We start from the raw sequence: 24143 nt of genomic DNA, 5'->3' as shown, positions 1-24143 counted from the left end.
TTGCTCCTTGATCATCCCGATGATCTGCGCCGCGGTAAAACGGCTCTTCCGCATTCGTCTGCTCCTTAAAGGTTGGGCAGACTCTACATCATGGTGAGGGATTTCGCGGGAGGCAGGTCAGTCCAGGGCGCGGTGCTACTCTGGGCCCCGGACGTGATTGGGCGGAAAGCCGTCATTCTTCGCATGTGCGAGATGCTAGTCGCGGCTTATTAAAAGCCGACACTCTGACGGACCTGTTCATTCTGCGCGGCATCCTGCGAGCTATGTGAGGGCTCCACAGCTTCAGGCCAGCTCACCAAACGAAAGGGGGGGGATAACGCCTGCGTGCCCTCAAGAGGGCAAACTGAGACACAAAGGACGCCCAGCTTGAATTATGCCCCGCTCCCGAAAAGTATTCCCTCTGTCAATACCGCCAAGGCTTTTCAATTTCAGTCAACTCTATGGGCCTACCTTGAGTGACCGAGTTGGAAATCGCTTCAATAACGAGCATGTTACGATATCCGTCTTTGGCGGACACAATAGGCGATGCGCCAGTCTCCACCACATCCAGGAAATGTTCAAGCTGCCGCTCCAACGGGTCAAACCTTGTCAAATCCAAGCGGTTTTCCTCAAATGCTTCCCACCAGGACCTTTCCTTGTCGTAATAGCGTACCCTCATGCTTGGGAAGTCGAGCGACCCATGGCTCCCAGCAAAATGATAGCACGTCTCGTCGGAAAATGTCGGATAAGCGGGGTTTTCCCCGCTTGTCATTTCCCAGCTTTTTGAACTTGCAGCGCTGTCTGAAAGCAAGAACGTTCCAACTACACCTCCCCTAAATCTGAAGGTCAAAGCCACGGAATCTTCCACTTCAAACCCCCGCTGATGATTGGACGCAAAGGCAAAGACAGTTTCAATCTCGCCACAGAAATGGCGCATCAGCCCAATCTCGTGGATCAGATTTATCAAGATCGGCCCACCACCCAGACGTGTCCGCCACAAACCTTCCTTGAAATATTCTGCAGGCTTGTAGAATAATGCAGCCCCCTGAAAAGCAACCAAGCTACCGAATTTTTCGGAATTCAGAAACGTTTCCGCCGTATTAAGAAGCGGCGAATACGTCCGGTGGTGCCCAACCAGAACCGGGATACCACACTTTTCTGAATCCTCAACAATGCGGCGGCTCTGCTCCAGGGTATCAGCAAGAGGCTTCTCAACAAGAACGGGTATTCCGAAAGCGAGACAGTGGGCAACCTGATCCGCATGAAAAGCGTTTGGGCTGCTGATAATAGCCGCGTCAGGCTTAACTTCCCTTAGAGCTGTCTCAATCGAACTAAAGAAGGGAGCATCTTCGTCCCGGGCTAGGTCCTGATTTCCATCTCTGTCGGGAGCGACAATGGCCGCGAGCTCAGAACGTTCATTGTCTTTCACAAGCGCTATATGCTTCTTGCCGATAAGGCCTGGACCAGAAACCAGAATACGTGTCATTTCTACCTCAAAGCGGGTTTGTTCTACTTAGCGTGAAATACGGCGTTAATGTCCGCAAAATCAGTGTCTTCCACGCCACTGTGGAAAGGCAGACAAAGGACTTGGCTCTTGACCTCCTCGGCGAATGGGCGGTTTCGGTGAGAGATGATTGGCATGTGCCGGTAAGGCTCGAAGTCAGTGCAAATCGGGTGAAAGTACTTTCTCGCAAAAATCTGCTTTTCATTCAAAGCGTTATAGATATCATCACGCGTTCTGCCAAATCTATGCGGATTGATAACGACCGGGAAATATTGCTCTGAATTTTCTACACGATCCTGCACTACAGGCAGGCGCACTCCTGGCAGGTCTCCGAGAGCCTCGCAATACATCTCACGCAAACGGCGTCTCTGGATACGCTCATTTTCAACCAACGGAAGATTAAGCAGACCAACTGCAGCCTGCAGTTCGTTGACCTTGCCGTTAATGCCGACCTCAACAACCTCTTCCTCGTTCAAGATTCCAAAATTGCGCAGGAAATAAATTCTCTCACGATCTTCAGCGTTAGGTGTGGCAATCAGCCCGCCTTCAAAAGTGTTGAACAACTTTGTCGCATGGAACGAAAATACCGAAGCACGGCCAAAACTGGCAACAGGGGTACCGTCTACGGTTGCGCCGAAGGCATGCGCAGCATCGTAGATGATGGGGAGGCCGTGCTCATCTGCCACCTGTTGTAAACCTTCCACATCGCAGATCGTCCCGTATACATGCACGCCAATAATCGCCGATGTCTTGGAGGTAATCGCATGCGCCACCGAAGCCGGGTCAAGTGTCAAAGTGTCAGGAGACACATCTGCGAACACAGGTTTCAGCCCGTTCCAAACAATTGCATGCGCGGTCGCCGCGAAAGTAAGAGGTGTTGTGATCACTTCTGATCCGGGCTCGAGGTCCAGCATTTTCAGCGCAGTGAGAAGCGCGATGGTTCCATTGTTAAACAGCATCGCAGTCGGCGCCTGCAGATAGGCTTCCATCTCCGCCTCGAGTTTTTGATGCATAGGACCGTTGTTGGTCAGCATCTTGCTGTCCCAAATTTCGTCCAGCATCCTGTCGAAATCTCTTCTTTCAGGCAGCAAGGGTTGAGTGACGTACAAGGGTCTCATCGAAAGATTCCGTAGGCTGAGTTTTCAGGCGGATTTTTTGAGTTGAACAGGAGCTCCTGGAAAGACTTCAAACTCCTTCAATGCAAGCTTTCGAATTTGCTGAACATACTCTTCAAAACTGTAAAGTTCCTCATAACGAGACAACAGTTCACGGTTCACCTGACGGAACTCCGCCGGGTCCTTCATGAGACGGCGGATCGTGGGGACAAGTTCCTGGAGCATTTCTTTTTCGGACTCAAAAAACACAGGGAATTTTGCATAGTCCTCATCCGGGAAAAACTCCTTGTTAAACACGGTCATGCCCAACCCGCCCTGATAAATTGGTTGAGCGACGTAACCATCAAATCCTTCGCCGAAGGAGATCGAAAACATGCAGCGTGTCGCTAGATCCATATACTCTTCAAAGGGTATATCCCGGATCTCAACCAGCTTAAAATCGGGCAGCTCCTTTCGGAGGAGGTCCAAACATTCCTGGCGATGGGAGGCCTCCTCGTCAGGCGAATAAATGATCAGCTTTTCCTTCATGCAGAAATCAGATCCTGGGAACTCGGAAAGATCCGTGTATGCTGGTAGCAACAGGGTCGGCAACCCATATTTGTCAGAAAACTCCTGACCAAAATAAGAGTGATGTGCTACTGACTGCGTTACATTGGGAGTCAAATTGTACAGGCTCTGAAAATCTTCAGCCTCTGGCATGAGCTGAATATTCTGGTTCAGAAGGTTGATCCGCACTGTTTCCCGATTTGAGAGCCAACTGCGTTCATTATCACTCAAATCGTCATAAAAGGTCTCTGCCAGATACTCAGGAAGATGAATGTAAACATCCTGAACAGAATCGCAGTGAACCAACTGTTCAAAGCGGAATACATTCTCTGAATTCCGGAAATGAGAGTTCCTGAAGTAAGTTGAGCCATTTTTCATAGGCCGCGTCATCATGATCACTTCATATCCGTGATCCCCCTTCAGGCGGCGCATTTGATTGGCGATAGAAAACATGGAGAAAATGCCGCCACTCATAAAATTGCCTTCAGGGACGACAATTACCATGAGGCGCTTGGATTTAATGACATTCTTGGGGAAGTATTCGTTCTGCAATGAAACCGAAGGAGCATTTGCATGCACCCCAAATTGCGTCAACAGCTTTCCGAAAGTAGATTCATAGATACCCGCCCTAATTTCTCGGCGTTGCTGCTTGGAGCGTCCGCACATTGCAGCAACAAAATTGGCGTACAACCGTACAACTTTAAAGTACATTCCGGGGCCTCTACGATAACATACGGGTTCTCTGCCAGCGGCTGGCACGATGATCACCGCGTGTATGCATTCACCTATGCGTTGGGTCAAGGCGGAATAAAATCGAGGCAAAACCCGGCCGATCACTGCCCTCGGCCAGCCTCTCGGTTAGGATTCTCAAAAGTCGACCCAGCCTGCATCTTTGTGTTGGGTTTCACATCCTGAAACTTCACAGCTACGACAAGCGTTCAAATCACTCTCTTGACACAAGATTTCCGATTGCGTGGAACAATGCTCTATCCACTGGCTGTGACAAACCCCTCATATTGGGTGTCAAACAGCTTTTTGAATTCTCCGCCCTGATTGAGCAGCTCCTGGACAGTACCGGCTTCGGCAATCTGACCATCAACTACCACGTAAATCCGATCAGCCTCCAGCACCGTTGACAAACGGTGGGCAATCATAATTGTGGTTGTGCCCTTGGTCGCGCGCGCCAAAGCTTCTTTCACACGGGCTTCTGAGGATGCATCCAGCGCGCTGGTGGCTTCATCGAGAAGCAGGATGCCTCCCTTACGCAGCATTGCCCGAGCGATTGAAAGCCGCTGCTTCTGCCCCCCAGACAGGAAACTGCCGTTCTCCCCTACAGGAGTGTGATATCCCTGCGGCAGCTTTTCGATGAAATCATGCGCGTTGGCTGCCTTGGCTGCCTCTATCACATCTTCATCGCTGGCACCGGGACGGCTGAGGCGGATATTCTCCATCACGCTATCGGCGAAAAGGAAGGTGTTCTGCCCGACGAAAGAAATCCGCTGACGAATAGACTGGAACTTTGCGCTAGCCAAGTCCTGTCCATCAATACGTACTGCCCCGGCGCTTGGATCATAAAGCCGCATAGCCAAATTCAGGATCGTCGACTTCCCTCCTCCCGAGGGACCGACAAGGGCTGTCACTTTGCCTGGCTCAAACTCCAAGTTGAGTCCTCTGAGCACTGGGGCTCCGTTATCATATCCGAACTGCACGTCTTCAAAAACAACCCTGCCAGGCCCTTCAGGCAGATCCAACGCATCCGGCTGCTCAACCAGATCTTCCTGATAATCGAGCAGATCGTACATCATTTTAACGCCGATCAACCCTGCTTCCAAAGAAATTCGCATACGCGACAATCTCTTAGCCGGTTCATAAGCCATTAGCAGCGCAGTGACGAAGGACATCAGCTGCCCGGCAGTGGGCGGGGTCGCACCGAACAGGTTCAAAGCGCTCAGAGCCACCACAGCAGCGATTGCGAAACCAGCCAGAGTTTCCATCAGCGGACTGGTGATGGCCTCAAGGCGGATAATCGAATTTGCGCGATTTTCGACCTGGCGCACTGCGCCACTCATGCGCTGCGCCATGCGCTCCTCAAGCGAGAACACCTTGATGACTTGAATGCCCTGCGCGGTTTCCTGCACTACCTTGATAATCTCAGCCAGGGACATCATTTCCTGCTGCATCAATTCTCTCACGCGCTTCAACAGCGAGCGCACGCCCAGAATGGCCATCGGGCCAATGAAAAGACAGATCAAGGATAGCACTGGTTGTTGATAGAACATCACAGCCAGAAGCCCTATCAAAGTCAGCGTATCACGAACCACCGAGGTTACTAGCAGATCGACCACCCGCCGCGCTTGCTGCGCTCCATGTGTCAATCGTGTCAGCAGATCCGATGACTCGGTCAGCGTGAAGTAGGAAACTCCGTGATCAAGAAGCTTCTCAAACGTCTTTTTCTGCTGATCAGCGATAATCCGGTTGCCGGCACGTGCCATGAAAACCAGTTGAACATACGTCGCTAGCCCCTTCACCGCGAATACTACGACAACAGCAAAGGCAACAAGGAAGACCTGCGCACGGTTGTCGGTCGCCGTCAGCGAATCGACAATGCCCTCCATCAGATAGGCCGTGAGCGCCGCTGTCACCGATACAACTATCATAGCCGCAATCGAAATGCCGTAGTACTTCCGTTGAGTAATCAGGCTGTCACCGACCAGGCGCGATAGTAAACTTTTCTCTTTGCCGGCCGATGCCCTCGTTCGCAACAGAGTCCGAAAAAACGATTTCATACCAGTCATTTCAACTGGCGATCAGACCTGGGATCCGCTCTGCCAGCCGCCTCTCAGTGAAGTGCTGCAAGGTTCTAGGGGTGCATTTACGCAACAACCAAGTTTAGTTCTTAGGCGAATAGCCTAGGAACCGGGTTCATTGCAACTCGATATGGCGATCTAAGCATGCAACCGGTCTTCGAACCCTGCCTCATGTCTCAACCACGCAACCGCTACGATTGAGCCAGTTGAGTATAAGTCCTTTGGAGTGCACGTTCATCTGCGAGATCATAGAATGAAACGGCCACCCGCGTGGAAGGTGAATCGGGAAGCTGCTCTCCTGTTCTGACTGTGGGCACCAGTTCAAAGAGGCCCGCACAGGGCAGAGGCCCAAAGCCCGGGAAGGGCCGCCCTCCGGGGTGCTTGATGGTATGCCGCAGCACTGGGCGGATCTCAGAAGACCAGGCAGGGCCAGCTTGCCCCAGAAAGTATGAAACATAATAAGCAGCGAAGGGAAAACCCGTACTGTGTTCAATAAGAAGTGGATAAAGGTCACCCGGGCATCTGCGCGACATCTCAATCAGCGCGATTTCGTTTCCGTCAGAAATGAATTGCGTGTGTATGAGGCCGTCACATAGCTGCAGCTTCCCTGCCACTGCCTCAACCGCAGCTTTGCAGCTTGCATACAATGCTGGAGAAAAATCATGCACCACATACGAGGTATCAACGGCAAAGGGGTCGTAGTGCGACCCTTCTCGAACCACAAAGGCGTTCACGACCTGCTCATGCTCAATGAATGCCGTAAAGCTATATAGCTGGCCTTGCACAAAGGTTTCGCAAACCACCTCTCCCGAGGGGCTGTTTGCCTTGGCTCTGGCAATCGCCTGATCACGTGCTTCCCCGTCAGCGGCATCGAAGACCGTCACCCCGCGCCCGCTGAAACTATCGCATGGCTTGCAGATCAGTAACCCGGCCTCAGGCAGTGCGTCCGATTCAACGGCTTGCGGCGCGGGCAACTCAAGCTCTGAACAAAGCCCCCGAAATAGGCTTTTATTCCCCAGCATCTGGTCAGCGGACGATGGATAACTATAAAAATCGCTCTGTCGCAGTTGGGTGAAAGTTTCCATCGACACATCAGTACAGCCCGGCACCACCGCCTGAATACCCAGACGATTAACTTCATCCTGGACGAGGGAGACATCGCTGTAGTCCCCTCTGATCCACTGATCTGGATACGATAGCGCTAGAGAATCATGGGGCCGGTTACTGATTGTCCAGACTTCATGGCCTTGGCTGATCAAGTGGCGGTGAATCGGTTCTGCCGCAAAAGCAGCATCCAGAAGAAGTACACGCATCAAGTCTATCTCATGTTTTTTTGGAGATTTCAAAGAACCTCTATGTCCGAAGAATCAAAAGAAAGTTAGCATCTCTCAACACAAAGGTCGTCATCGAGGTTCATGACAATGCCAAAGGGTTAAGGTCACCCGGGGAATTCCTTTCGAGTTTTTACCAGGCCTGGAGGGCACAGCCTTTCGCGGGCCTCGACCTGTCAAAAGGGGGGCAAATGTTGAGGTGACGCCGAAGAGCTTTAACAGTCTGACCATTGATGACTGGGTCATTGTTTTAACCGGTCGCCTGCAGAACAGGATCCAACTGGCGCTGTCGACGCAATTCTGCTGCTTCTCTTACTATAACTGGCCCAAGTTCGCCATCCAGCCCCTTGGCGAAATCGACTGTAAGCTCGTAGGCCCGGTCGTTTAGCCAGCAAGGTGACTTCTTCAGAAATGCAAAACCCTCCCGCTCATGCATCAGTGCGGGCAGCGCATAACTGACACCCTGGGAAGAAACCGCCGTCAGGATGAAATCCCTAAAGTCTTCGGAAGAAGCGCCGCTTGTCAGCAATTGCTCCTTCAACTCCAGCAACCGGGGTCGTTCCGGGATAACTGTTTGCTCGGCCGCTTTTCTAACTTCCTGTTCGCTCAAGCCGGCAATTTCTCTGTCGAGATTACCTAACTCCAGCGTCGACCCATGGGTGAATCCGTGCGAGATCACCCATTGGCTAAGGCCGATTTCTCCCCGCCGCACTGTGACTTTCTTGTTATTCGTAAGAGGGAACCGCTTCCAGAATTTATAAAACCGGCAATCACTTACAATGCGCTCAGAAAACATCAGCGCATATGAACAGTAGTGGAAATTCTTGTGGCTTGTAGAATAATTCCACTGGATACTTTTGAAGTCCTTGGCATCCACTCTGGGATGGCCAAAGTTGCTGGCCGCACCGACAAAGTCGAGTTGCCTTTGTTCCGCTTGCTCCAGCCAATCAATGGATCCTGGCAATGGAAACCACGCAGAATCATTCAACAGCACCAACCTCTCTATATGTCCCGGCGTCTCCAGCGCTTTCATGACACCATCGCGGTAGCCACCAAAGTCATAGCCAAAGTTTGGTCTTTCAATGAACTGCCAGCAAAGGTCCTTAAGTCTGTCGAATTCACCCTCAATCAATGGGATGTTGGAAACGACGATAGTCGTGTATCCCTTGGACCTCAGATAACCTAGCGCAGTAAGGTGAGAGGCAAGCAATCCGCTTTGTGGAAAGATCAGGTAGATCGCCACCTTCGGTCCCGACTGAAGGTTCCCATTGCGGCAACGGGTTTGGCGAGCCAGAACTCTGTCATAGTAGTGTTGGCCAAACAAAAAGGTTCCCACCCTGCTGGGCAGCATCCTCAATTGCTGGAAAGGGCGCTTTAGCTCTCGAGTAACTTTCCAGAACGGTGGCAATTTCATAGGTTAACCTTATTCGCTTGGTGTGCAGATTAGACAAAGAGCGAGACTATTGCCATGGAGGCAGGCGGTCCGCACTTAGCTGCCCTCTGCTGCTGAGAATGGCCTGGAAATAGTACCAGTTTTTTAATCGCTTGCGTGCAGACAGCAGGTTTAGCGGCGATATGAGCTGGAGGATGGCCTCTCCCAATGCCCGCAAGTAACCAAAAGACTGGCCGTGCTTACGAGCAGCGTAAACACGCGACTGCCCCATGTACCAAGCCTTAAGCGCAGCGGTATTTGCAGTGCGCTCGGTGGAATGCCCCAATAGGTGCCGGACCTTTGCATCAAAGGCATAACGAAGCGGTCCACAGTGCTCCTTCAGTCGCAGACTGAGATCATCATCCTCGTGGAAAAGAAAAATCTTGGGATCAAAGCCCCCAACTTTGTCAAAAGCGGCCGTGCGGACAAGCAGAGCGCCGCCGGACAGGACCGGAACCTCGCCATCCTGATTGGCGGCATCACGGCCGAGCCAGAGCGATTTCGGGATCAGCTTGCTGCGGCGTTTGAAGAACAGTGACCCATTGCCTTTGACGATTCGGGTGTTAAAGGCAGAAGCGTCAGGATGGGCATCCGCGGCAGCCAGCAGGTGCTCCAACGTATCCGGGAAAAGCTCGGCATCCGGGTTCACAAAAAACAGGAACTCCGTCTCGGCCTGCGCCGCACCCTGATTGCAGGCACGCCCGAAACCCAGGTTTTCGGAGTTGGCAAAAAAGCGGGCCCCATGGTCTGCGGCCAGGGTCCGGGTAACATCCGCGTCGCGTGACGCATTGTCGACGAGAATGACGGGAACCCCGGACGGAATGGAGCGCAGCAAACCCTCAACAATCACCGAGGAATTATAGGTGACCGTGATAATGGAAATTCGGGAATTCAAAGGCTGGTCCATGAGCGTCCCGGCTTAAATTGAGTAGCCCGGGGCACGGCTCATGCGCGCCCCGGGCTGTTTGTGTTCGGTCAGAGAGGGATTAGTCCTGCTCTGCCTTTTCTTTCTTCTCCGGCTGGATTTCCTCGCCGGTTTCCTGATCGACAATCTTCATCGACAGGCGAACCTTGCCGCGGTCGTCAAAGCCCAGCAGCTTAACCTTCACTTCCTGGCCTTCCTTCAGAACGTCTGACGGATGGTTCAGGCGGCGGTTTTCGATCTGGGACACGTGCACCAGGCCGTCGCGCTTGCCAAAGAAGTTCACGAAGGCACCGAAGTCGACGATCTTCACGACCTTGCCGGTGTAGATCTGGCCTTCTTCCGGTTCTGCCACGATCGAATAGATCATGTCGTAGGCCTTCTTGATGGCCTCGCCGTTCGGGCTGGCGATCTTGATCACGCCATCGTCGTTGATGTCGACCTTGGCACCCGACACTTCGACGATCTCGCGGATCACCTTGCCGCCGGAACCGATCACTTCGCGGATCTTGTCGGTCGGGATCTGCATGGTCTCGATGCGCGGAGCGTGGACCGAGAACTCGGACGCTTCGGTCAGAGCTTTCGCCATTTCACCCAGAATGTGGATACGGCCGTCTTTGGCTTGCGCCAGGGCTTTCTCCATGATCTCGGGCGTGATGCCGGCAACCTTGATGTCCATCTGCAGCGAGGTGATGCCGTTTTCGGTACCTGCCACCTTGAAGTCCATGTCGCCCAGGTGGTCTTCGTCACCCAGAATGTCGGACAGGATCGCATAGGAACCGTCGTCTTCCAGGATCAGGCCCATCGCAACGCCGGCAACCGGAGCTTTCAGCGGCACGCCTGCGTCCATCATCGACAGCGAGCCGCCGCAGACCGATGCCATCGAGGACGAACCGTTCGATTCGGTGATCTCGGAGACAACGCGGATGGTGTAGGGGAAGTCGGTTGCCGCGGGCAGAACCGCCTGCAGCGCACGCCAAGCCAGCTTGCCGTGGCCGATTTCGCGACGGCCCGGGGAACCGACACGGCCCACTTCACCAACCGAGTACGGCGGGAAGTTGTAGTGCAGCAGGAAGTTGGATTTGAAGTTGCCGTGCAGCGCATCAATGAACTGCTCGTCGTCGCCGGTGCCCAGAGTGGTCACAACGAGACCCTGGGTTTCACCGCGGGTGAACAGAGCAGAACCGTGGGTCCGCGGCAGAAGGCCGGTTTCGGACACGATGTCCCGGATCTCGTCGGTCTTGCGGCCGTCGATCCGCTTGCCGGTTTTGACAACGTCGCCGCGCAGGATGCCGGCTTCCAGCTTTTTCAGCGCGGAACCCAAGTTGGCATCTTCCAGCTGCTCTTCGGTCAGAGCACCCTTGATGGTCTCACGGGCTGCGGCAACAGCGGCGGTGCGCTCCTGCTTGTCGCTGATCGCAAATGCGGCGCGCATCTCAGTTTCACCGGCAGCCTTCACGGCTTCATACAGCTCGGAGTAATCCGGCGGAGTGAAGTCGAACGGCTCGTTTGCGGCTTCTTCGGCAAGCGAGATGATCAAGTCGATCACCGGCTGAATCTGCTCGTGGGCAAACTTCACTGCACCCAGCATTTCTGCTTCGGACAGTTCGTAAGCTTCCGATTCCACCATCATCACGGCGTCTTTGGTGCCGGCAACAACCAGATCCAGGCGCTGTTCCGGGTTCAGGCGCAGGTCCTGCATGTCGTCGACGGTCGGGTTCAGGACGTATTCGCCATCCTCGAAACCAACGCGGCAGCCTGCGATCGGACCCATGAACGGTGCGCCGGACAAGGTCAGTGCAGCCGAAGCCGCGATCATTGCAACCATGTCCGGATCATTGACCAGATCGTGGCTCAGCACGGTGCACATCACCAGAACTTCGTTTTTGAAGCCGGGGACGAACAGCGGGCGGATCGGACGGTCGATCAGACGCGCGGTCAGAGTTTCTTTTTCGGTCGGGCGCGCTTCGCGCTTGAAGAAGCCGCCGGGCACCTTGCCCGCGGCATAGTATTTTTCCTGGTAGTGCACGGTCAGCGGGAAGAAGTCCTGGCCGGGCTTCTGCTGACGGGCAAAGGTCACGTTGGCCATGACCGAGGTTTCGCCCAGAGTGGCAATCACGGAGCCATCCGCCTGGCGGGCAACCTTGCCGGTTTCCAGTGTGAGCGTCTCTTCGCCCCACTGCATCGATTTTTTCGAAACGTTAAACATCTAGCGTATCCTAATTGGGAGCACTCCCGGCCCTCCGGGTCTCCCGTTTGCGTGGCGGCCCCATTGCCGCCGGCCCCATCTATCTTTCTTTCGCGTGCCGGGGCCCTGGCACATCGTCTCAGACAGGCCCGCCCTTACAGGAGTTTCAGGCAAAATGAAAGGGAAAGCGGCATCACGCTGCCGCCGTGGGCGGCCGCGTGCTAACCACCGGCCGCAGGCGCCGAGCAGCGGGCGCCTGCCCCGGATCAGTTGGTGGTTCCCAAACCTTCAGGGCGGCCCGCGATGGTGAAGTGCAGGCCGTCAGGATCCAGAAACTCCGCCGCAAAGCGCTTCACATCTTCCAGGGTGACAGCGTTGATGCGGTCATTGCGTGTTTCCACATAGCTGATCGGCAAACCATCCATCTGCATTCCCGCCAAGATCGAGGCGATGCGGCTGTTGCCGTCAAACCGCAGCGGATAGGCGCCGGTCAGGTAGGTCTGGGCATCCTTCAGCTCCTTCTCCGTCACGCCTTCCCCGGCCATGCGGCGCCACTCATTGCGGATAACCTCCACTGCCTCTGCCATCTTGCCATTGGCGGAAGCCACCGAACCCATGTAGACCGCAGCGAGATCCCGCGGGACCAGGTAGGAATAAACCCCGTAGGTCAGCCCGCGCTTCTCGCGCACTTCAGTCATCAGCCGGGTTTCAAAAGAGCCCCCGCCCAAAATCTGGTTCATCACGTAAGCAGTGAAGAAATCCGGGTGTTCGCGTTCGATGCCCTTTTGGCCAAACAGCGCAACTGATTGCGGTGTTTCGAACTCGACAACAGTCACGCCGCCCTCAATCGTCACGTCGGCCGGGCCTGGAATTGGCGCGCCCTTTTCCGGCAGCGCCCCCAGAAGACCGTCCAGCAAACCGCCCAGCTCATCTGCCGTGATGTCGCCCACCGCGCTGACGTACAGTCGGTCACGGGCGAAAACCGCCTCATAAGCACCGAAAATGTCCTGGCGGCTGAGCCCGGCAACCGAGTCCAGCGTGCCCTTCCCATCACTGCCGTAGGGGTGATCACCGTAGGCCATTTTGGCAAAGGCCAAACCGGCAATATTATTTGGATTCTTGGCGTCGGAGCGCAGCCCGGCCAGCACCTGGGCCCGCACCCGGTCCAACGCATCCTGATCAAACCGCGGCTCAAACAAGGTCTGGCGCAGCAGCGCAATGGCAGAATCGCGGTTCTCAGTCAGGAAGCGGGCAGAGATCGAGACCGAATCCTTGTCTGCATCATAGCTGAAGTCAGCGGCAAGGGATTCCAGCTCCCGCGCGTAGTCCTGTGCGCGCAGATCGCCCGAGCCTTCCTCCAGCAAGCCTGTCATTAGATATACCCCGCCACGCTTACCTGGCGCGTCCAGAGAGGTGCCGCCGCGGAAACGCAACTCAAGCGCAGAAAACGGTATTGAGTGATCCTCTACCAGCCAAGCAGTGATGCCGCCGGGCGAGACCACTTCCTGGATCTTGATTTCTGCCCAGGCAGGCAGCGCCATAAAGCAAGCCACCAAAGCCGCAGCCATGTATTTCAGCAAGCTCATTGGGTCACCTCCTGGCTGCGCGTCATCCAGCCTGTCACCGATGTTTCAGGGCGCAGAACTTCATTCGCAGCGGCAATGATCTCATCCGCGGTGACTGATTGCAGGATCTTCGGCCAATCCTGCACATCCTTTACCGTCAACCCGATGCTGAGCGCCTGGCCATAACGGTTGGCGATGCCATTCACGTTGTCGCGATCATAGATTTCGGCGGCGCGCAATTGCAGCTTTATCCGCTCCAGTTGGGCCTCGTCCACGCCCTCTTCCAGGAAACGGGCGATGGTAGTGTTCAGTGCCACCTCGGCCTGTTCCATGCCAAAGCCTTCGGCAGGCACGATCAGCAGTGTGAACGAGGTGTCGTCAAGCGTGCTGCCGGAATAGAAGGCACCAGTGTAGACCGCGACCTGCTGATCAAATTGCAGAGCATTCGCAAGGAAAGAGGTATTGCCGCCGCCCAGAAGCTGAGCCAGCAGGTAAAGCGCCGCAGCCTTCTGCTGATCTCCGCTATCCCGCTCCGGCGCCAGATAGGAGCGCTGAACATAAGGCTGTGCCACGCGCGGATCTTCGAATGCTACCCGGCGGGCGGCTGTCTGAGGCGGTTCCTGGCTCCGGAAACGTTCCGGCAGATCAGGGTTGGCCGGGATCACGCCGTAGTATTCTTCCGCCAGTGCCTTCACTTCATCGGGCTGCACATCGCCGGACACCACCAGGATGGCGTTATTGGGGGCATAATAGGTGCGATAGAACGACAGTGCGTCCTCCATATCGAGGCTTTCCATCTCATGCCGCCATCCGATCACCGGCTGGCCGTAACGGTGGTTCAGGTACTGCACTGCACGCAGCTGTTCGCGGAACAGTGCAACTGGATCGTTGTCGGTGCGCTGGTTGCGCTCTTCCAGAATAACCTCACGCTCGGTGGCAATGTCTGCCTCGCTGAGGCGGAGGTTGGTCATCCGGTCGCTTTCCATCTGCATCATCAGTTCCAGCCGGTCGGCGGCTACACGCTGGAAGTAGGCAGTGTAATCGTAGCTCGTGAAGGCATTGTCCTGACCGCCATTGGCGCGCACGGTGGCCGACAGCTCACCCGGTGCCAGCTTATCTGTGCCCTTGAACAGGAGGTGCTCCAAAAAATGAGCCACGCCGGACTGGCCCGGCGGCTCATCCGCGGATCCTGCCCGGTACCAGACCATTTGCTGAACCACCGGCGCGCGGTGATCCTCGATCACCACCACGTCCATGCCATTGCCCAAGGTAAACGCGGTCACGGCCTCATCCTCAGCCCGCACCGGAGCGGACAAGGCAGCGCTCAGCGCCGCGGCGGCCAATGTGATCCTCTGGATCATCTGGCATCCTCCAATTTCTGCACCTTTGCCCTTGCCTGGCATGATGCGGTTACTGCTCGTTTGTTCATTTTGATCAATGCAGCCACAATTCGCCGCCCATTGCCAGCAGAAAGACTGCTGTCAACCTACGCTGCCGCTGGCATCATGCAAGATTGGCTGGCGGAAAAGTGAGCGTTCAGGACTCTTCTTCAGGCGGAGAAGATGGTGTTGACGCCCCCGCCTTGCGGAACTGGTCGCTCACGGCAAACGGGTCAATGCTTTGCTTGCGGTACAGTTGCTCGTAACGGTCCACCGGCACGATCTTGATCCGGCCCAGGTGGCGGTTGCGGTGGCGGAATTTAGCATCTTCCGAGGCCAGCGTCTCCCGCACTCCCTGCTCAACCCCATACCGGCTGGAAGCGGTGACCAGCGCTGCATCGCCTGACGGCACGCCGACAGCAGGAACAAGCGCTCCTGGCTTCCCGCCCAGAGCAGCGACAGCGTCAGCGCTCGGATTGGGGTCGGTCAGGTTGCTGCCGCCGGGGGTCGGTGCAGGCAGGGCCGCATAACTGTCCGGTGTGCTCAGAGGCTTGGACGGCAGGATCAAAAACTCATCCGGGCCGGACCCTGGTTTTTGCAGGACGCGCAGCCCCTTTTGCGCACAGCCGGACACTGCCAGCGCGCCTGCCAGAACGATCACTCCGAACGGGATCCGCATTGCCCCAAACTCCTGCCTGTTTCCCAGCGCTTTTAACGCAATTGCCTGGCGAGGTCTACGCAGGCTTTTTGCTGCGCCCGTCAAAGAAGATCAGCCCGGCGGCGCCGCCAAAAATGAAAATATCCGCCACATTGAACACAAACGGGTTCTGAATTCCGCAGCAGGATGTGTTAAGGAAATCGAGAACGTAGCCGTACAAAAGCCGGTCCGCGACATTGCCCAGCGCGCCGCCGATCACAAGCCCGGCTGACAGCTGCATTCCCCATGACGCTTTCTGCGCCCGGTGAATCCAGACGGCCAGTGCAATGCAGATCACCACCGAAAGCCCGATCAGGATCCAGCGCGCAGCTTCGTCGCCGCCACCAAACAGGCCAAAGTTGATGCCGGTGTTCTCGCCGTATCGAAAGTTGAGAAACGGCGGCAGCACGTCGATCCGGTGGCGCTGATCAAGCCCCATCCAGTGGACCACCAGGTACTTGCTGGCCTGGTCCGCCAGGAAGGAAAGCGCCGCGCCCCAGATCATCCAACGTGCTGCCATGACTTAATCGCCCTGCTTAGTGGCGGAAGTGGCGCATGCCGGTGAAGACCATAGCAAGGCCTTTTTCGTTGGCCGCCTTGATCACCTCGTCATCGCGCATAGAGCCACCCGGCTGGATTACGCAGGCACCGCCCGCGGCGGCCGCTTCCAGCAGACCGTCCGCGAAGGGGAAGAAGGCGTCAGACGCCACAGCGCAACCTTTGGCGAGGCTTTCGTCCAGGCCGAGTTCGGCAGCCATGCGGCCAGCCTTGGCGGCCGCCACATTGGCGCTGTCCAGGCGGCTCATCTGGCCCGCGCCAACGCCGACGGTTGCGTTGTCCTTCACATAAACGATGGCGTTGGATTTCACGTGCTTGGCGACCTTCCAGGCAAACAGCAGGTCCTGCATCTGGGCGTCAGACGGCGCCTTTTCGGTCACCACCTTCAGATCTTCCATGCCAACGTGGCCAACGTCCTTGTCCTGCACCAGCATACCGCCGGCCACCTGCTTGTAGGCCACGATGGGCTTGCGCGGGTCGGGCAGGCCATCGGTCAGCAGCAGGCGCAGGTTCTTCTTGGCGGCAAAGATTTCCTGGGCTTCGTCAGACGCGCCCGGTGCGATCACCACCTCGGTGAAGATCTCGGTGATCTTGGCGGCGGTTTCCGCATCCAGCGGCTGGTTCAGCGCCACGATGCCGCCGAAAGCCGAAGTGCGGTCGCAGTCGAACGCCTTCTGATAGGCTTCAACCAGGGTCGCCCCCTTGGCCACACCGCACGGGTTGGCGTGTTTGATGATCGCAACGGCCGGGCTTTCGGACGGGTCGAACTCCGCCACCAGCTCATACGCCGCATCCGTATCGTTGATATTGTTGTAGCTCAGTTCCTTGCCCTGCAGCTGCACTGCGGTGGCAACGCCCGGGCGGTTCGAGCCATCAGTATAGAAGGCAGCTTCCTGATGGCTATTTTCGCCATAGCGCAGGGTCTGCTTAAGCTCGCCGGCAAAGGCGCGGCGCTTGGGCGCCTGCAGTTCCAGTTCGCCCGCCAGCCAGTTGGACACAGCCGCATCATATGCTGCCGTGCGGGCATAGGCCTTTTGCGCCAGCTTGCGGCGGAAGCGCGGGCAGGTCGCACCGTCGTGCTGGTCCATGTCGCCCAGCAGCTTTTCGTAATCCTCAACATCCACAACCACGTTGACAAAGGCGTGGTTCTTGGCCGCCGCGCGGATCATCGCCGGGCCGCCGATGTCGATGTTCTCGATGCAGGTATCATAGTCCGCGCCTTTAGCCACGGTCGCCTCAAACGGGTAGAGGTTCACCACCAGCAAGTCGATGGCACCGATGCCATGCTCATTCATCGCGGCAACATGAGTGTCGTTGTCGCGCAGCGCCAGCAGGCCGCCATGCACCATCGGGTGCAGGGTCTTGACCCGGCCGTCCATCATTTCCGGAAAACCTGTCACGTCAGAGACGTCTTTGACAGTCAGCCCGGCATCGCGCAGCGCCTTGGCGGAACCGCCGGTCGAGAGCAGCTCGACACCGCGTGCGGCCAGTGCCTGGCCCAGCTCAATCAGGCCGGTCTTGTCGGATACGGAAAGCAGCGCACGGCGTACGGGGTGAAGGTCGGTCATGGCAGGGCAGGTCCTTTTTAAGGCTCAGTCAAACGTCTCGGGTTCGTCCCGGTTCAGGTCTCGCACGGCAATGGCAGTCTCCTGCGCTTTGCTGAGCGTCCACCGGACGCGGGTGGCATATCCCATCGCCCGCCCGGATAAAACGATCTGCTTTGCCGCACGCGGCTTCAAGCGGGTCTTTTCCAGGAATACGCTTGGCTCCAGCCGCAGATGGCAGGCGCCGTCATGGCGGAATACCCAGATTTCCCCGCTCTTGAGCGCCATGGATACTGCTGCGCCGCCCAAGTCAAGGGCTGCATCGACCTCAGGGTGCAAATGCAGGCGGATATCAAAGCTGACACCGCCATCCGGATTGCTGCTGCTGGCCTTGTCAAACCGGGTTTTCGCGGGATCTTCCAACGCCAGAAGCATGTCTTCCCCTGTCAGAGCGCGGCCATCAAATGACAAATCGAGGGTACGGGCATGGATGAGGCCGAAATGCGCAACATAGCCGTTGTGACCGCCCTGAAAGCGAAAAACATCAGACAGATCAGTGATGTCCAGCGGAACATCGTCAGGCGCCTCTATCAGCTCCTCATGGCCGGTGGCCTTGTGCGGCACCGACAGGCGGGCGCTGGAGTGGCCTTCGATACACAGCGTACTGTGTGACGGCGTCGCCCGTCCGGCGCGGCGCCACTCCACACCAAAGGACTCACCCGATCCGCAATTGACGATCAGCGGGCGCCGCCCTGACGTAAGTTCAAACGCCAATGTTGATGCATGACCATTGTAGGACGCCTTGCCCCTGGGCGGTGCCGAAGCATCCACAATAACCGAAGTGCGCCGCGCCGAAAGCCGGGCAAAGCCCATCGCCAAACCATCCGCGTGGCGCTCTGCCACATGGCTGGCAGCCAGTGCATGGTCCAGCCGCCCCTCCAGTCCGCGGCCGCCGCCGTGAAAACGCGCAAGCCCGCCATCGCTGTGACGCAGGGTGCGCAGGGTCGGTGCGATCCGCTCAATGGCGGCGATATGGGCGGGCGGGACCATCCGGCCAGCCTCATGCAGGGCTGCGGCCGCCCAGGTCAGAAGGGTGAACACCTCCAGCAGCTCTTCCGGGTTGCGGGTCGGCAGACCGCCCTGCTCATCAATCTGGGAGTCGCATTCCGCTGCCAGCGCCCTGACCGCCGGGTCCGCCAGCTCTTCGCGCCCTTGCAGAGAAAGCCCCGCATAGATCAGTCCGCACAGCGCCTCGAACCGCGGCAGGCCGGGCGCCGCTCCCTGCCAGCGTTGCGCCAGATACCAGGCCTGCCGCGCCAGAGAGCCATAAAATGCCTCTGTTTCATCTTTTTCCTTGCCGCTCAGCAGGAACAGCGCGTGGTTGATCCAGCGGATCACCCGGCGCCCGGTCAGATCCGGGAGCCAGGCCAGCCCGCTGCCGCGGCCATGCTGTTCAATCCAGCCCCAGACCCATTTCTGCGCCTTGAGCCGCGCCTTGAAATCCCCAACGGCCGCCAGATCGTCGAGCCAGCCAAAGCCGTGCCGCTCCGCGTCAAAGGCCGCGTCGGGCGCAGCGACTTCCCACAGCCCTGTATCCGGCGATTCGACAAGATAGCCGGCAAACAGCAGATTGCCCGCCACCAGCTGCCGCCCCCGGGCAAAGCTGCCAATGGTGCGCGGTTCGGGCTGCGAGACAAAACCGGTCGCCGCAGGCTGGCTGCGCGCCCGCCAAGCGTAATACCGGTTCAGCAGCCGGGTACCGCGGCCTGCCATTTTGTCATAAGTGGACATGCTCTGTTGCCTCACGCCGGATTGTGCCAGGGCGTTTTGGCGGGAGCATAGCGCGGGGTTCAGACCAAGTCACCGGCGAATGCCGGAGAGGCCCCGGGGTCATGCGGTTTTGCGCAGAAGGGCCATATAAAAACCGTCCATGCCGCCACGCTCCGGCCAGTAGTCCGGGCGCAGGCGCAGGCCGCCTTCCTCAGTGATCCATTCTGCCTCGACGCCGGGCACTGTCAGTGCATCGCGGTCGGCGGCCATATCCGGAAACATGTCCAGCGCCTCCTCCACCTGGCATTCGCCCTCATCCGGCAGCAGCGAGCAAGTGCAGAACATGAGCCGCCCGCCGGGCTTCACCAGCGACCAGGCATGGGACAGCATCCGCGCCTGCAGTTCAATCAGCTCGCCGAATTCGCTGCCGTCCTTGGCCTGCGGCAAGTCCGGGTGGCGGCGGATGGTGCCGGTGGCGGAACAGGGCGCATCCAGCAAAAGCGCGTCATACTGGCCGGTCTGCTCCAGTGCGTCCCCAACGGTAACTTCGGCCTGCAGCCCGGTGCGCTCCAGGTTTTCCCTGAGGCGAACAATCCGGCCTTCTGAAACATCTACAGCTGTCACCCTGGCTCCGGCAGCGGCCATCTGCATGGTCTTGCCGCCTGGTGCCGCGCACAGTTCCAGCACCTGTTCACCCGGCTGGACGTTCAGAATGCGGGCGGGCAGCGCGGCGGCGGCGTCCTGAACCCACCAATCGCCCGCCGTGTAGCCGGGCAGAGCGGAAACCTGTCCCGCATTGGCGATCCTGACAGACCCGGTTGGCAGCACCTCACCGCCCAGTGCGGACAGATCCGCCCCGGGCTTGCCAGTGATATCCAGCGGTGCACCGGCAAAATGCGCAGCCTCCATGCTCAGCATTGCCTCAGCACCCCAGGCCTGCACCAGAGGCTTGCGGATCCAGTTCGGCAGGCGCGGGGTACGCAATTTGGCCCATTCCGCCGGACCTTCGTCCGCCACCTTGCGCAAAACTGCATTGACCAGCCCTTTGAGCTGTCCATGGCGGCGGTGTTTAGAGACTATCGCCACCATCGAATTCACGACCCCATGCGCCGCACCGCCCGAACACAGCTCCACCGTGCCCAGCCGGAGGGCGTTCATGACCATCAGCGGCGGTGATTTCTTCAGGTGCTTTTTCAGAACCCGGTCGGCGCGCTCCAGGCTGCGCAGAGTTTCTGCGGCCAGCCGCTGCGCCCGTGCGCGGTCTTCCGGCGCCAGCTTCTCCAACGCCCCGGCTGCATAGCACTCCGCCAAGAGCCGCCCCTCTCCCAGCACCTGATCCAGCAGGTAGACCGCAGTGCGGCGGGCGTGATTGGCATCAGACATGGGGCAACTCCTTGGGGCGCGGCTTGTATGCGCGGGACAGGGGCGTATATCATGCGCAGAGCATAAAGGAACCCGCGATGAGCGAAGAGACCGCGCCCGAGAAAAAAGACCTGCCGCCTGCTGCCCTGCGCGCCCTTGCGGAGGCAGAAGAGCGCCGCAAGGCCGCTGAGGCGCAGGAAACGCGCCCTAAGGAGCTGGGCGGCCGCGACGGCCCCGATCCCGCGCGTTACGGTGACTGGGAGAAAAAGGGCATCGCCGTCGATTTCTGACGGCTCGCGGCAGCCAGCCCGCGCGCCCCCCCCCCGGAGTATTTCTCCAAAGAAGAAGCCCCGGCTTCTCTTTTGTGCGAATACTCAATGCCTGTGTCGGCTCATCAAAGACCCAGCACATCCACCATGTCGTACTGGCCCGGGCCCTTGTCTTGGCCCCAAAGCGCGGCCTTCAGCGCGCCGCGGGCAAAGATCGCGCGGTCAGTGGCCAGGTGGCGCAGCACGATCCGCTCGCCGGCAGCCGCAAATAGCACGTCATGTTCGCCCACGATGTCGCCGCCGCGGATGGCAGTGAAGCCGATGTCGCCGCGCTTGCGGGCGCCGGTGATGCCATCACGGCCGGAATCACGCACATCCGCCAGCTTGACACCACGGCCTTCGGCAGCGGCCTCTCCCAGCATCAGCGCAGTGCCTGATGGCGCATCCACCTTGTGGTGGTGATGCGCCTCGATCACTTCAATGTCGAAATCCTCATCCAGCGCGGCAGCAACCTTTTTGGTCAGCTGCACCAGCAGGTTCACGCCCAGGCTCATATTGCCTGCGCGAATGATCACCGCGTGGCGCGAGGCCGGTTCCAGCTGGGCAATTTGCTCATCAGTCATGCCGGTGGTGCCGATCACATGAATCGCGCGGGCCTGCGCTGCTAGTTTGGAAAAGGCCAGCGTTGCTTCCGGCGCTGTGAAGTCGATCACCGCCTGTGCCTTGGAAAATGCTTCCAGCGCATCCGACGTCACGGTGACGCCAACCGGTGCGCCGCCCATGGCTTCGCCCACGTCGCGGCCGACCCAGTCGTGGCCCTCACGCTCAACGGCTCCGGCCAGTGTGGCCTTATCGCTCTCCAGCACCGTTTTGATCAGCATCTGCCCCATACGGCCCGATGCGCCGGTAATCACGATCCCTGGTTTGTGAGTCATTGGCCCATTTCCTTGTTCAAGCTGGTTTTGTCCTACATCGCCGGGCAGCGCTTGGCAAAGCCTGCGATCCGGCATAGATCGGAACTATGGCAAAGAACAAATTTCACGATGGCCCCGGCCCCTCCCAGCGCCAGCTTCGCGTCGGCGAACTAATCCGCCGCTCGCTCTCCGAAGTGCTGGCGCGCGGCGATGTGCATGACCCGGACCTGAACCGCATGTCAATCACCGTGGGGGAGGTGCGCACCTCCCCCGATCTGAAAATCGCAACCGCCTTTGTGCTGCCCCTGGGCGGCAAGGGGCAGGAGGATGTGCTGAAGCTGCTGGCCCGCAACAAGAGCGAGCTGCGGCGAATGGTAGGCAAGAAGCTGGGCCTTAAGTTCACCCCGGACCTGCGGTTTCGGCTGGATGAAACTTTCGACCAGATGGACGAAACCCGCCGCATGCTGAGCCAGGACGCGGTGCGCCGCGACGTGGAAGAGTGATCCGCAAGGCCGCCTTGCTGCTGACAGCGCTGTGGACCGCACCCGCGGCCGGCGCGGTCGAGTGCAGCGATGCGGCCTATGAGGGCAACCGCTATTCGATCTGCGAAGTCGACACCGCACAGGAACAGCTGCAGCTGTTCCTGAAGGATAGCGAAGGGCAGGTCTTCGGGCATTTCTCCACACTGGAGGAAGCGCTGGCGGGGGACGGCAAGACCTTGGCCTTTGCAACCAACGCAGGCATGTACCACAGCGACCGCTCCCCCGTCGGCCTCTATGTCGATGAAAGCGGTCAGGAGATGCGGCTGGTGACCAACGCCGGTCCCGGTAATTTCGGCCTGCTACCGAACGGCGTGCTGTGCATCAGTGACGGCCGGGCGGATGTGTTTGAAACCCTGGCTTTCGAGCAGAAAGCGCCTTCCTGCACTTATGCAACCCAATCCGGCCCAATGCTGGTTATCGACGGCGAGCTGCATCCGCGGTTCCTGCCCGACTCGGATAGTTACTACATCCGCAACGGTGTCGGCACCTCGGCAGATGGCACGCGCGCGGTCTTTGCAATCTCGCGCAACGCGGTGACGTTTCACCAGTTCGGCAGCCTGTTCCGCGACTATCTGAAACTGCCCAGCGCCTTGTACTTCGACGGAAACATCTCGCGGCTGCACGCGCCGCAGCTAGGCCGCAGCGATGCCGGCTTCATGATGGGGCCGATTGTGGGCGTGGTTGAAGGCGCCCAGCCAGACGGCTGAATCTCCTTCAGCCGGGACGCTTGCGCATCTGCCGGATCATCGGCACTGAGTAGATCACCAGCGCGGCCCAAATCATCGGGAAGGCAATCATCCGGGCGCGGCCGAACTCTTCGCCGAACAACAACACCGCCGCAAGCATGATCATCGTCGGGGCAATGTATTGCAGGATTCCCATGGTCGAGAGCCGCACCAGCTTGGCACCGTTGGCATAGACGATCAGCGGAACGGCGGTCACCACGCCGCAGCCCAAGAGCAGCCAGGTATCCGTCACAGAGGCACCAAAGCTGCTGCTGCCGACACCTGTCAGATAAGCGAAATAACCTAGAGCCGGCACCAGAAGGATCAGCACTTCAAGCAGAAATCCCTGATTGGGTCCGATCGGCAGAGATTTCTTGAAGAAGGCATAAAACCCCCAGGAAAGGGTAAGCCCAACTGCCACCCAGGGCACCCGCCCCGCCTCCAGCGTCAGCACCAGCACTGCAGCGGCAGCGAGCGCAACAGCCGCCATCTGCGCCTTTCCCAGCGGTTCGCGCAGCAGCATGGCGCCAAGCGCAATGCTGAATAGCGGGTTGATGTAGTAGCCAAGCGCCGCATCCAGCGCCCGTCCGGCCGCGATAGACCAGACGTAGATGCCCCAGTTGACCGAAATCAGCGCCGCGGTGATGCAAGCCATGCCGAGCATGCGGGGATTCTTCAGTGCCGCCTGTAGATCTTTGGTACGGCGCAACACGATCAGCAGTGCGCCGGCCACTGGCACCGACCAGATCACTCTGTGCGTAACAACTTCAGCCGCAGGAATGTGCGACAGCGCCTTCATATAAAGCGGTAGGAATCCCCACATGAGGTAAGCAGCGACAGCAAAGGCCAGCCCGCGGGGGGTGTCCATGTTCTCAGACGTCTGATCTGTCATGCCGCGCTCCTCATCCAGGGCGCCGTTATGACCGGTTTTGCGGGCCTTGAAACTTCGTTTTCTGTGATACCGGGCATTCACCACTGTTATGGGTTTTTCGGG

20 protein-coding genes are annotated in these 24143 nt (G+C 58.1%); 3 read left to right on the top strand and 17 right to left on the bottom strand.

The window, feature by feature from the left end:
- Positions 1-403: 403 nt before the first annotated feature.
- The 15 genes from N6L27_RS19720 to N6L27_RS19650 form a co-directional block, all read right to left on the bottom strand.
- Positions 404-1465 (bottom strand): Gfo/Idh/MocA family protein, encoded by a 1062-nt coding sequence (locus tag N6L27_RS19720; RefSeq protein WP_271909120.1) that lies wholly within the window; start codon positions 1463-1465, stop codon positions 404-406.
- Positions 1466-1488: 23 nt separating this feature from the next.
- Positions 1489-2601 carry a DegT/DnrJ/EryC1/StrS family aminotransferase gene (locus tag N6L27_RS19715; protein ID WP_334312512.1) on the bottom strand — a complete coding sequence of 371 codons (1113 nt, stop codon included), beginning with the start codon at positions 2599-2601 and terminating at the stop codon, positions 1489-1491.
- 24 nt (positions 2602-2625) lie between these two features.
- Positions 2626-3855, bottom strand: coding sequence for a hypothetical protein (locus N6L27_RS19710; protein ID WP_271909118.1), 1230 nt, complete (start codon positions 3853-3855; stop codon positions 2626-2628).
- Between the two features lie 275 nt (positions 3856-4130).
- The gene (locus N6L27_RS19705) at positions 4131-5939 is read right to left on the bottom strand and encodes an ABC transporter ATP-binding protein (protein WP_334312511.1); all 1809 of its coding nucleotides are present in this window, start codon (positions 5937-5939) and stop codon (positions 4131-4133) included.
- Positions 5940-6142: 203 nt separating this feature from the next.
- Positions 6143-7264 carry a hypothetical protein gene (locus N6L27_RS19700; protein ID WP_271909116.1) on the bottom strand — a complete coding sequence of 374 codons (1122 nt, stop codon included), beginning with the start codon at positions 7262-7264 and terminating at the stop codon, positions 6143-6145.
- 268 nt (positions 7265-7532) lie between these two features.
- Entirely contained in the window at positions 7533-8525 is a 993-nt protein-coding gene (locus N6L27_RS19695; RefSeq protein ID WP_271909115.1) for a rhamnan synthesis F family protein, read from the bottom strand.
- A gap of 217 nt (positions 8526-8742) precedes the next feature.
- Positions 8743-9621 carry a glycosyltransferase family 2 protein gene (locus tag N6L27_RS19690; protein ID WP_271909114.1) on the bottom strand — a complete coding sequence of 293 codons (879 nt, stop codon included), beginning with the start codon at positions 9619-9621 and terminating at the stop codon, positions 8743-8745.
- 79 nt (positions 9622-9700) lie between these two features.
- A complete protein-coding gene (pnp, locus tag N6L27_RS19685) occupies positions 9701-11845 on the bottom strand; it encodes a polyribonucleotide nucleotidyltransferase (protein WP_271909113.1) in 2145 nt (714 codons plus the stop codon).
- Between the two features lie 245 nt (positions 11846-12090).
- Complete coding sequence (locus tag N6L27_RS19680) at positions 12091-13410, bottom strand: M16 family metallopeptidase (RefSeq protein ID WP_271909111.1); 1320 nt, start codon at positions 13408-13410, stop codon at positions 12091-12093.
- A complete protein-coding gene (locus N6L27_RS19675; RefSeq protein WP_271909109.1) occupies positions 13407-14750 on the bottom strand; it encodes a M16 family metallopeptidase in 1344 nt (447 codons plus the stop codon). The genes N6L27_RS19680 and N6L27_RS19675 overlap by 4 nt, the downstream gene beginning before the upstream one ends.
- Positions 14751-14925: 175 nt before the next feature.
- Positions 14926-15447 carry a DUF3035 domain-containing protein gene (locus N6L27_RS19670; protein WP_271909107.1) on the bottom strand — a complete coding sequence of 174 codons (522 nt, stop codon included), beginning with the start codon at positions 15445-15447 and terminating at the stop codon, positions 14926-14928.
- A gap of 55 nt (positions 15448-15502) precedes the next feature.
- Complete coding sequence (lspA, locus tag N6L27_RS19665) at positions 15503-15985, bottom strand: signal peptidase II (protein ID WP_271909105.1); 483 nt, start codon at positions 15983-15985, stop codon at positions 15503-15505.
- A gap of 16 nt (positions 15986-16001) precedes the next feature.
- The gene (purH, locus tag N6L27_RS19660; protein WP_271909103.1) at positions 16002-17591 is read right to left on the bottom strand and encodes a bifunctional phosphoribosylaminoimidazolecarboxamide formyltransferase/IMP cyclohydrolase; all 1590 of its coding nucleotides are present in this window, start codon (positions 17589-17591) and stop codon (positions 16002-16004) included.
- A gap of 24 nt (positions 17592-17615) precedes the next feature.
- Positions 17616-19358, bottom strand: coding sequence for a heparinase II/III family protein (locus tag N6L27_RS19655; RefSeq protein ID WP_271909102.1), 1743 nt, complete (start codon positions 19356-19358; stop codon positions 17616-17618).
- 99 nt (positions 19359-19457) lie between these two features.
- Positions 19458-20720, bottom strand: coding sequence for an RsmB/NOP family class I SAM-dependent RNA methyltransferase (locus tag N6L27_RS19650; RefSeq protein ID WP_271909101.1), 1263 nt, complete (start codon positions 20718-20720; stop codon positions 19458-19460).
- Between the two features lie 77 nt (positions 20721-20797).
- Between N6L27_RS19650 and N6L27_RS19645 the strand changes: the two genes are divergently transcribed.
- A complete protein-coding gene (locus tag N6L27_RS19645; RefSeq protein ID WP_271909099.1) occupies positions 20798-20989 on the top strand; it encodes a DUF1674 domain-containing protein in 192 nt (63 codons plus the stop codon).
- Positions 20990-21093: 104 nt separating this feature from the next.
- Here N6L27_RS19645 and dapB read toward each other — a convergent pair whose 3' ends face one another.
- A complete protein-coding gene (gene dapB / locus N6L27_RS19640; protein ID WP_271909098.1) occupies positions 21094-21903 on the bottom strand; it encodes a 4-hydroxy-tetrahydrodipicolinate reductase in 810 nt (269 codons plus the stop codon).
- Between the two features lie 86 nt (positions 21904-21989).
- Here dapB and rbfA point away from each other — a divergent pair, with 86 nt between their 5' ends.
- A complete protein-coding gene (rbfA, locus tag N6L27_RS19635) occupies positions 21990-22385 on the top strand; it encodes a 30S ribosome-binding factor RbfA (RefSeq protein WP_019295139.1) in 396 nt (131 codons plus the stop codon).
- On the top strand, positions 22382-23131 hold the full coding sequence (locus tag N6L27_RS19630) for a phosphodiester glycosidase family protein (protein WP_271909096.1): 750 nt from the start codon (positions 22382-22384) through the stop codon (positions 23129-23131). Before rbfA ends, N6L27_RS19630 begins: the two co-directional genes overlap by 4 nt.
- Positions 23132-23138: 7 nt before the next feature.
- Here N6L27_RS19630 and rarD read toward each other — a convergent pair whose 3' ends face one another.
- Complete coding sequence (rarD, locus tag N6L27_RS19625) at positions 23139-24041, bottom strand: EamA family transporter RarD (RefSeq protein ID WP_271909093.1); 903 nt, start codon at positions 24039-24041, stop codon at positions 23139-23141.
- Positions 24042-24143: the final 102 nt, after the last annotated feature.

The sequence above is a fragment of the Leisingera sp. SS27 genome (genome assembly GCF_028368855.1).
Lineage (GTDB): Bacteria > Pseudomonadota > Alphaproteobacteria > Rhodobacterales > Rhodobacteraceae > Leisingera.
The sequence above is the reverse complement of the archived record's forward strand: the minus strand, read 5'-3'. Positions and strand labels throughout refer to the sequence as shown.

What these genes read in the sequence shown, in the direction of transcription:
- N6L27_RS19700 (WP_271909116.1), bottom strand. Translation starts at nt 7,264, where the DNA reads ATGCGTGTACTTCTTCTGGATGCTGCTTTTGCGGCAGAACCGATTCAC.
- N6L27_RS19650 (WP_271909101.1), bottom strand. Translation starts at nt 20,720, where the DNA reads ATGTCTGATGCCAATCACGCCCGCCGCACTGCGGTCTACCTGCTGGAT.
- dapB (WP_271909098.1), bottom strand. Translation starts at nt 21,903, where the DNA reads ATGACTCACAAACCAGGGATCGTGATTACCGGCGCATCGGGCCGTATG.
- N6L27_RS19655 (WP_271909102.1), bottom strand. Translation starts at nt 19,358, where the DNA reads ATGTCCACTTATGACAAAATGGCAGGCCGCGGTACCCGGCTGCTGAAC.
- rarD (WP_271909093.1), bottom strand. Translation starts at nt 24,041, where the DNA reads ATGACAGATCAGACGTCTGAGAACATGGACACCCCCCGCGGGCTGGCC.
- N6L27_RS19645 (WP_271909099.1), top strand. Translation starts at nt 20,798, where the DNA reads ATGAGCGAAGAGACCGCGCCCGAGAAAAAAGACCTGCCGCCTGCTGCC.
- N6L27_RS19705 (WP_334312511.1), bottom strand. Translation starts at nt 5,939, where the DNA reads ATGACTGGTATGAAATCGTTTTTTCGGACTCTGTTGCGAACGAGGGCA.
- purH (WP_271909103.1), bottom strand. Translation starts at nt 17,591, where the DNA reads ATGACCGACCTTCACCCCGTACGCCGTGCGCTGCTTTCCGTATCCGAC.
- N6L27_RS19680 (WP_271909111.1), bottom strand. Translation starts at nt 13,410, where the DNA reads ATGAGCTTGCTGAAATACATGGCTGCGGCTTTGGTGGCTTGCTTTATG.
- N6L27_RS19710 (WP_271909118.1), bottom strand. Translation starts at nt 3,855, where the DNA reads ATGTACTTTAAAGTTGTACGGTTGTACGCCAATTTTGTTGCTGCAATG.
- N6L27_RS19690 (WP_271909114.1), bottom strand. Translation starts at nt 9,621, where the DNA reads ATGGACCAGCCTTTGAATTCCCGAATTTCCATTATCACGGTCACCTAT.
- N6L27_RS19715 (WP_334312512.1), bottom strand. Translation starts at nt 2,601, where the DNA reads ATGAGACCCTTGTACGTCACTCAACCCTTGCTGCCTGAAAGAAGAGAT.
- N6L27_RS19675 (WP_271909109.1), bottom strand. Translation starts at nt 14,750, where the DNA reads ATGATCCAGAGGATCACATTGGCCGCCGCGGCGCTGAGCGCTGCCTTG.
- pnp (WP_271909113.1), bottom strand. Translation starts at nt 11,845, where the DNA reads ATGTTTAACGTTTCGAAAAAATCGATGCAGTGGGGCGAAGAGACGCTC.
- N6L27_RS19720 (WP_271909120.1), bottom strand. Translation starts at nt 1,465, where the DNA reads ATGACACGTATTCTGGTTTCTGGTCCAGGCCTTATCGGCAAGAAGCAT.
- rbfA (WP_019295139.1), top strand. Translation starts at nt 21,990, where the DNA reads ATGGCAAAGAACAAATTTCACGATGGCCCCGGCCCCTCCCAGCGCCAG.
- N6L27_RS19670 (WP_271909107.1), bottom strand. Translation starts at nt 15,447, where the DNA reads ATGCGGATCCCGTTCGGAGTGATCGTTCTGGCAGGCGCGCTGGCAGTG.
- lspA (WP_271909105.1), bottom strand. Translation starts at nt 15,985, where the DNA reads ATGGCAGCACGTTGGATGATCTGGGGCGCGGCGCTTTCCTTCCTGGCG.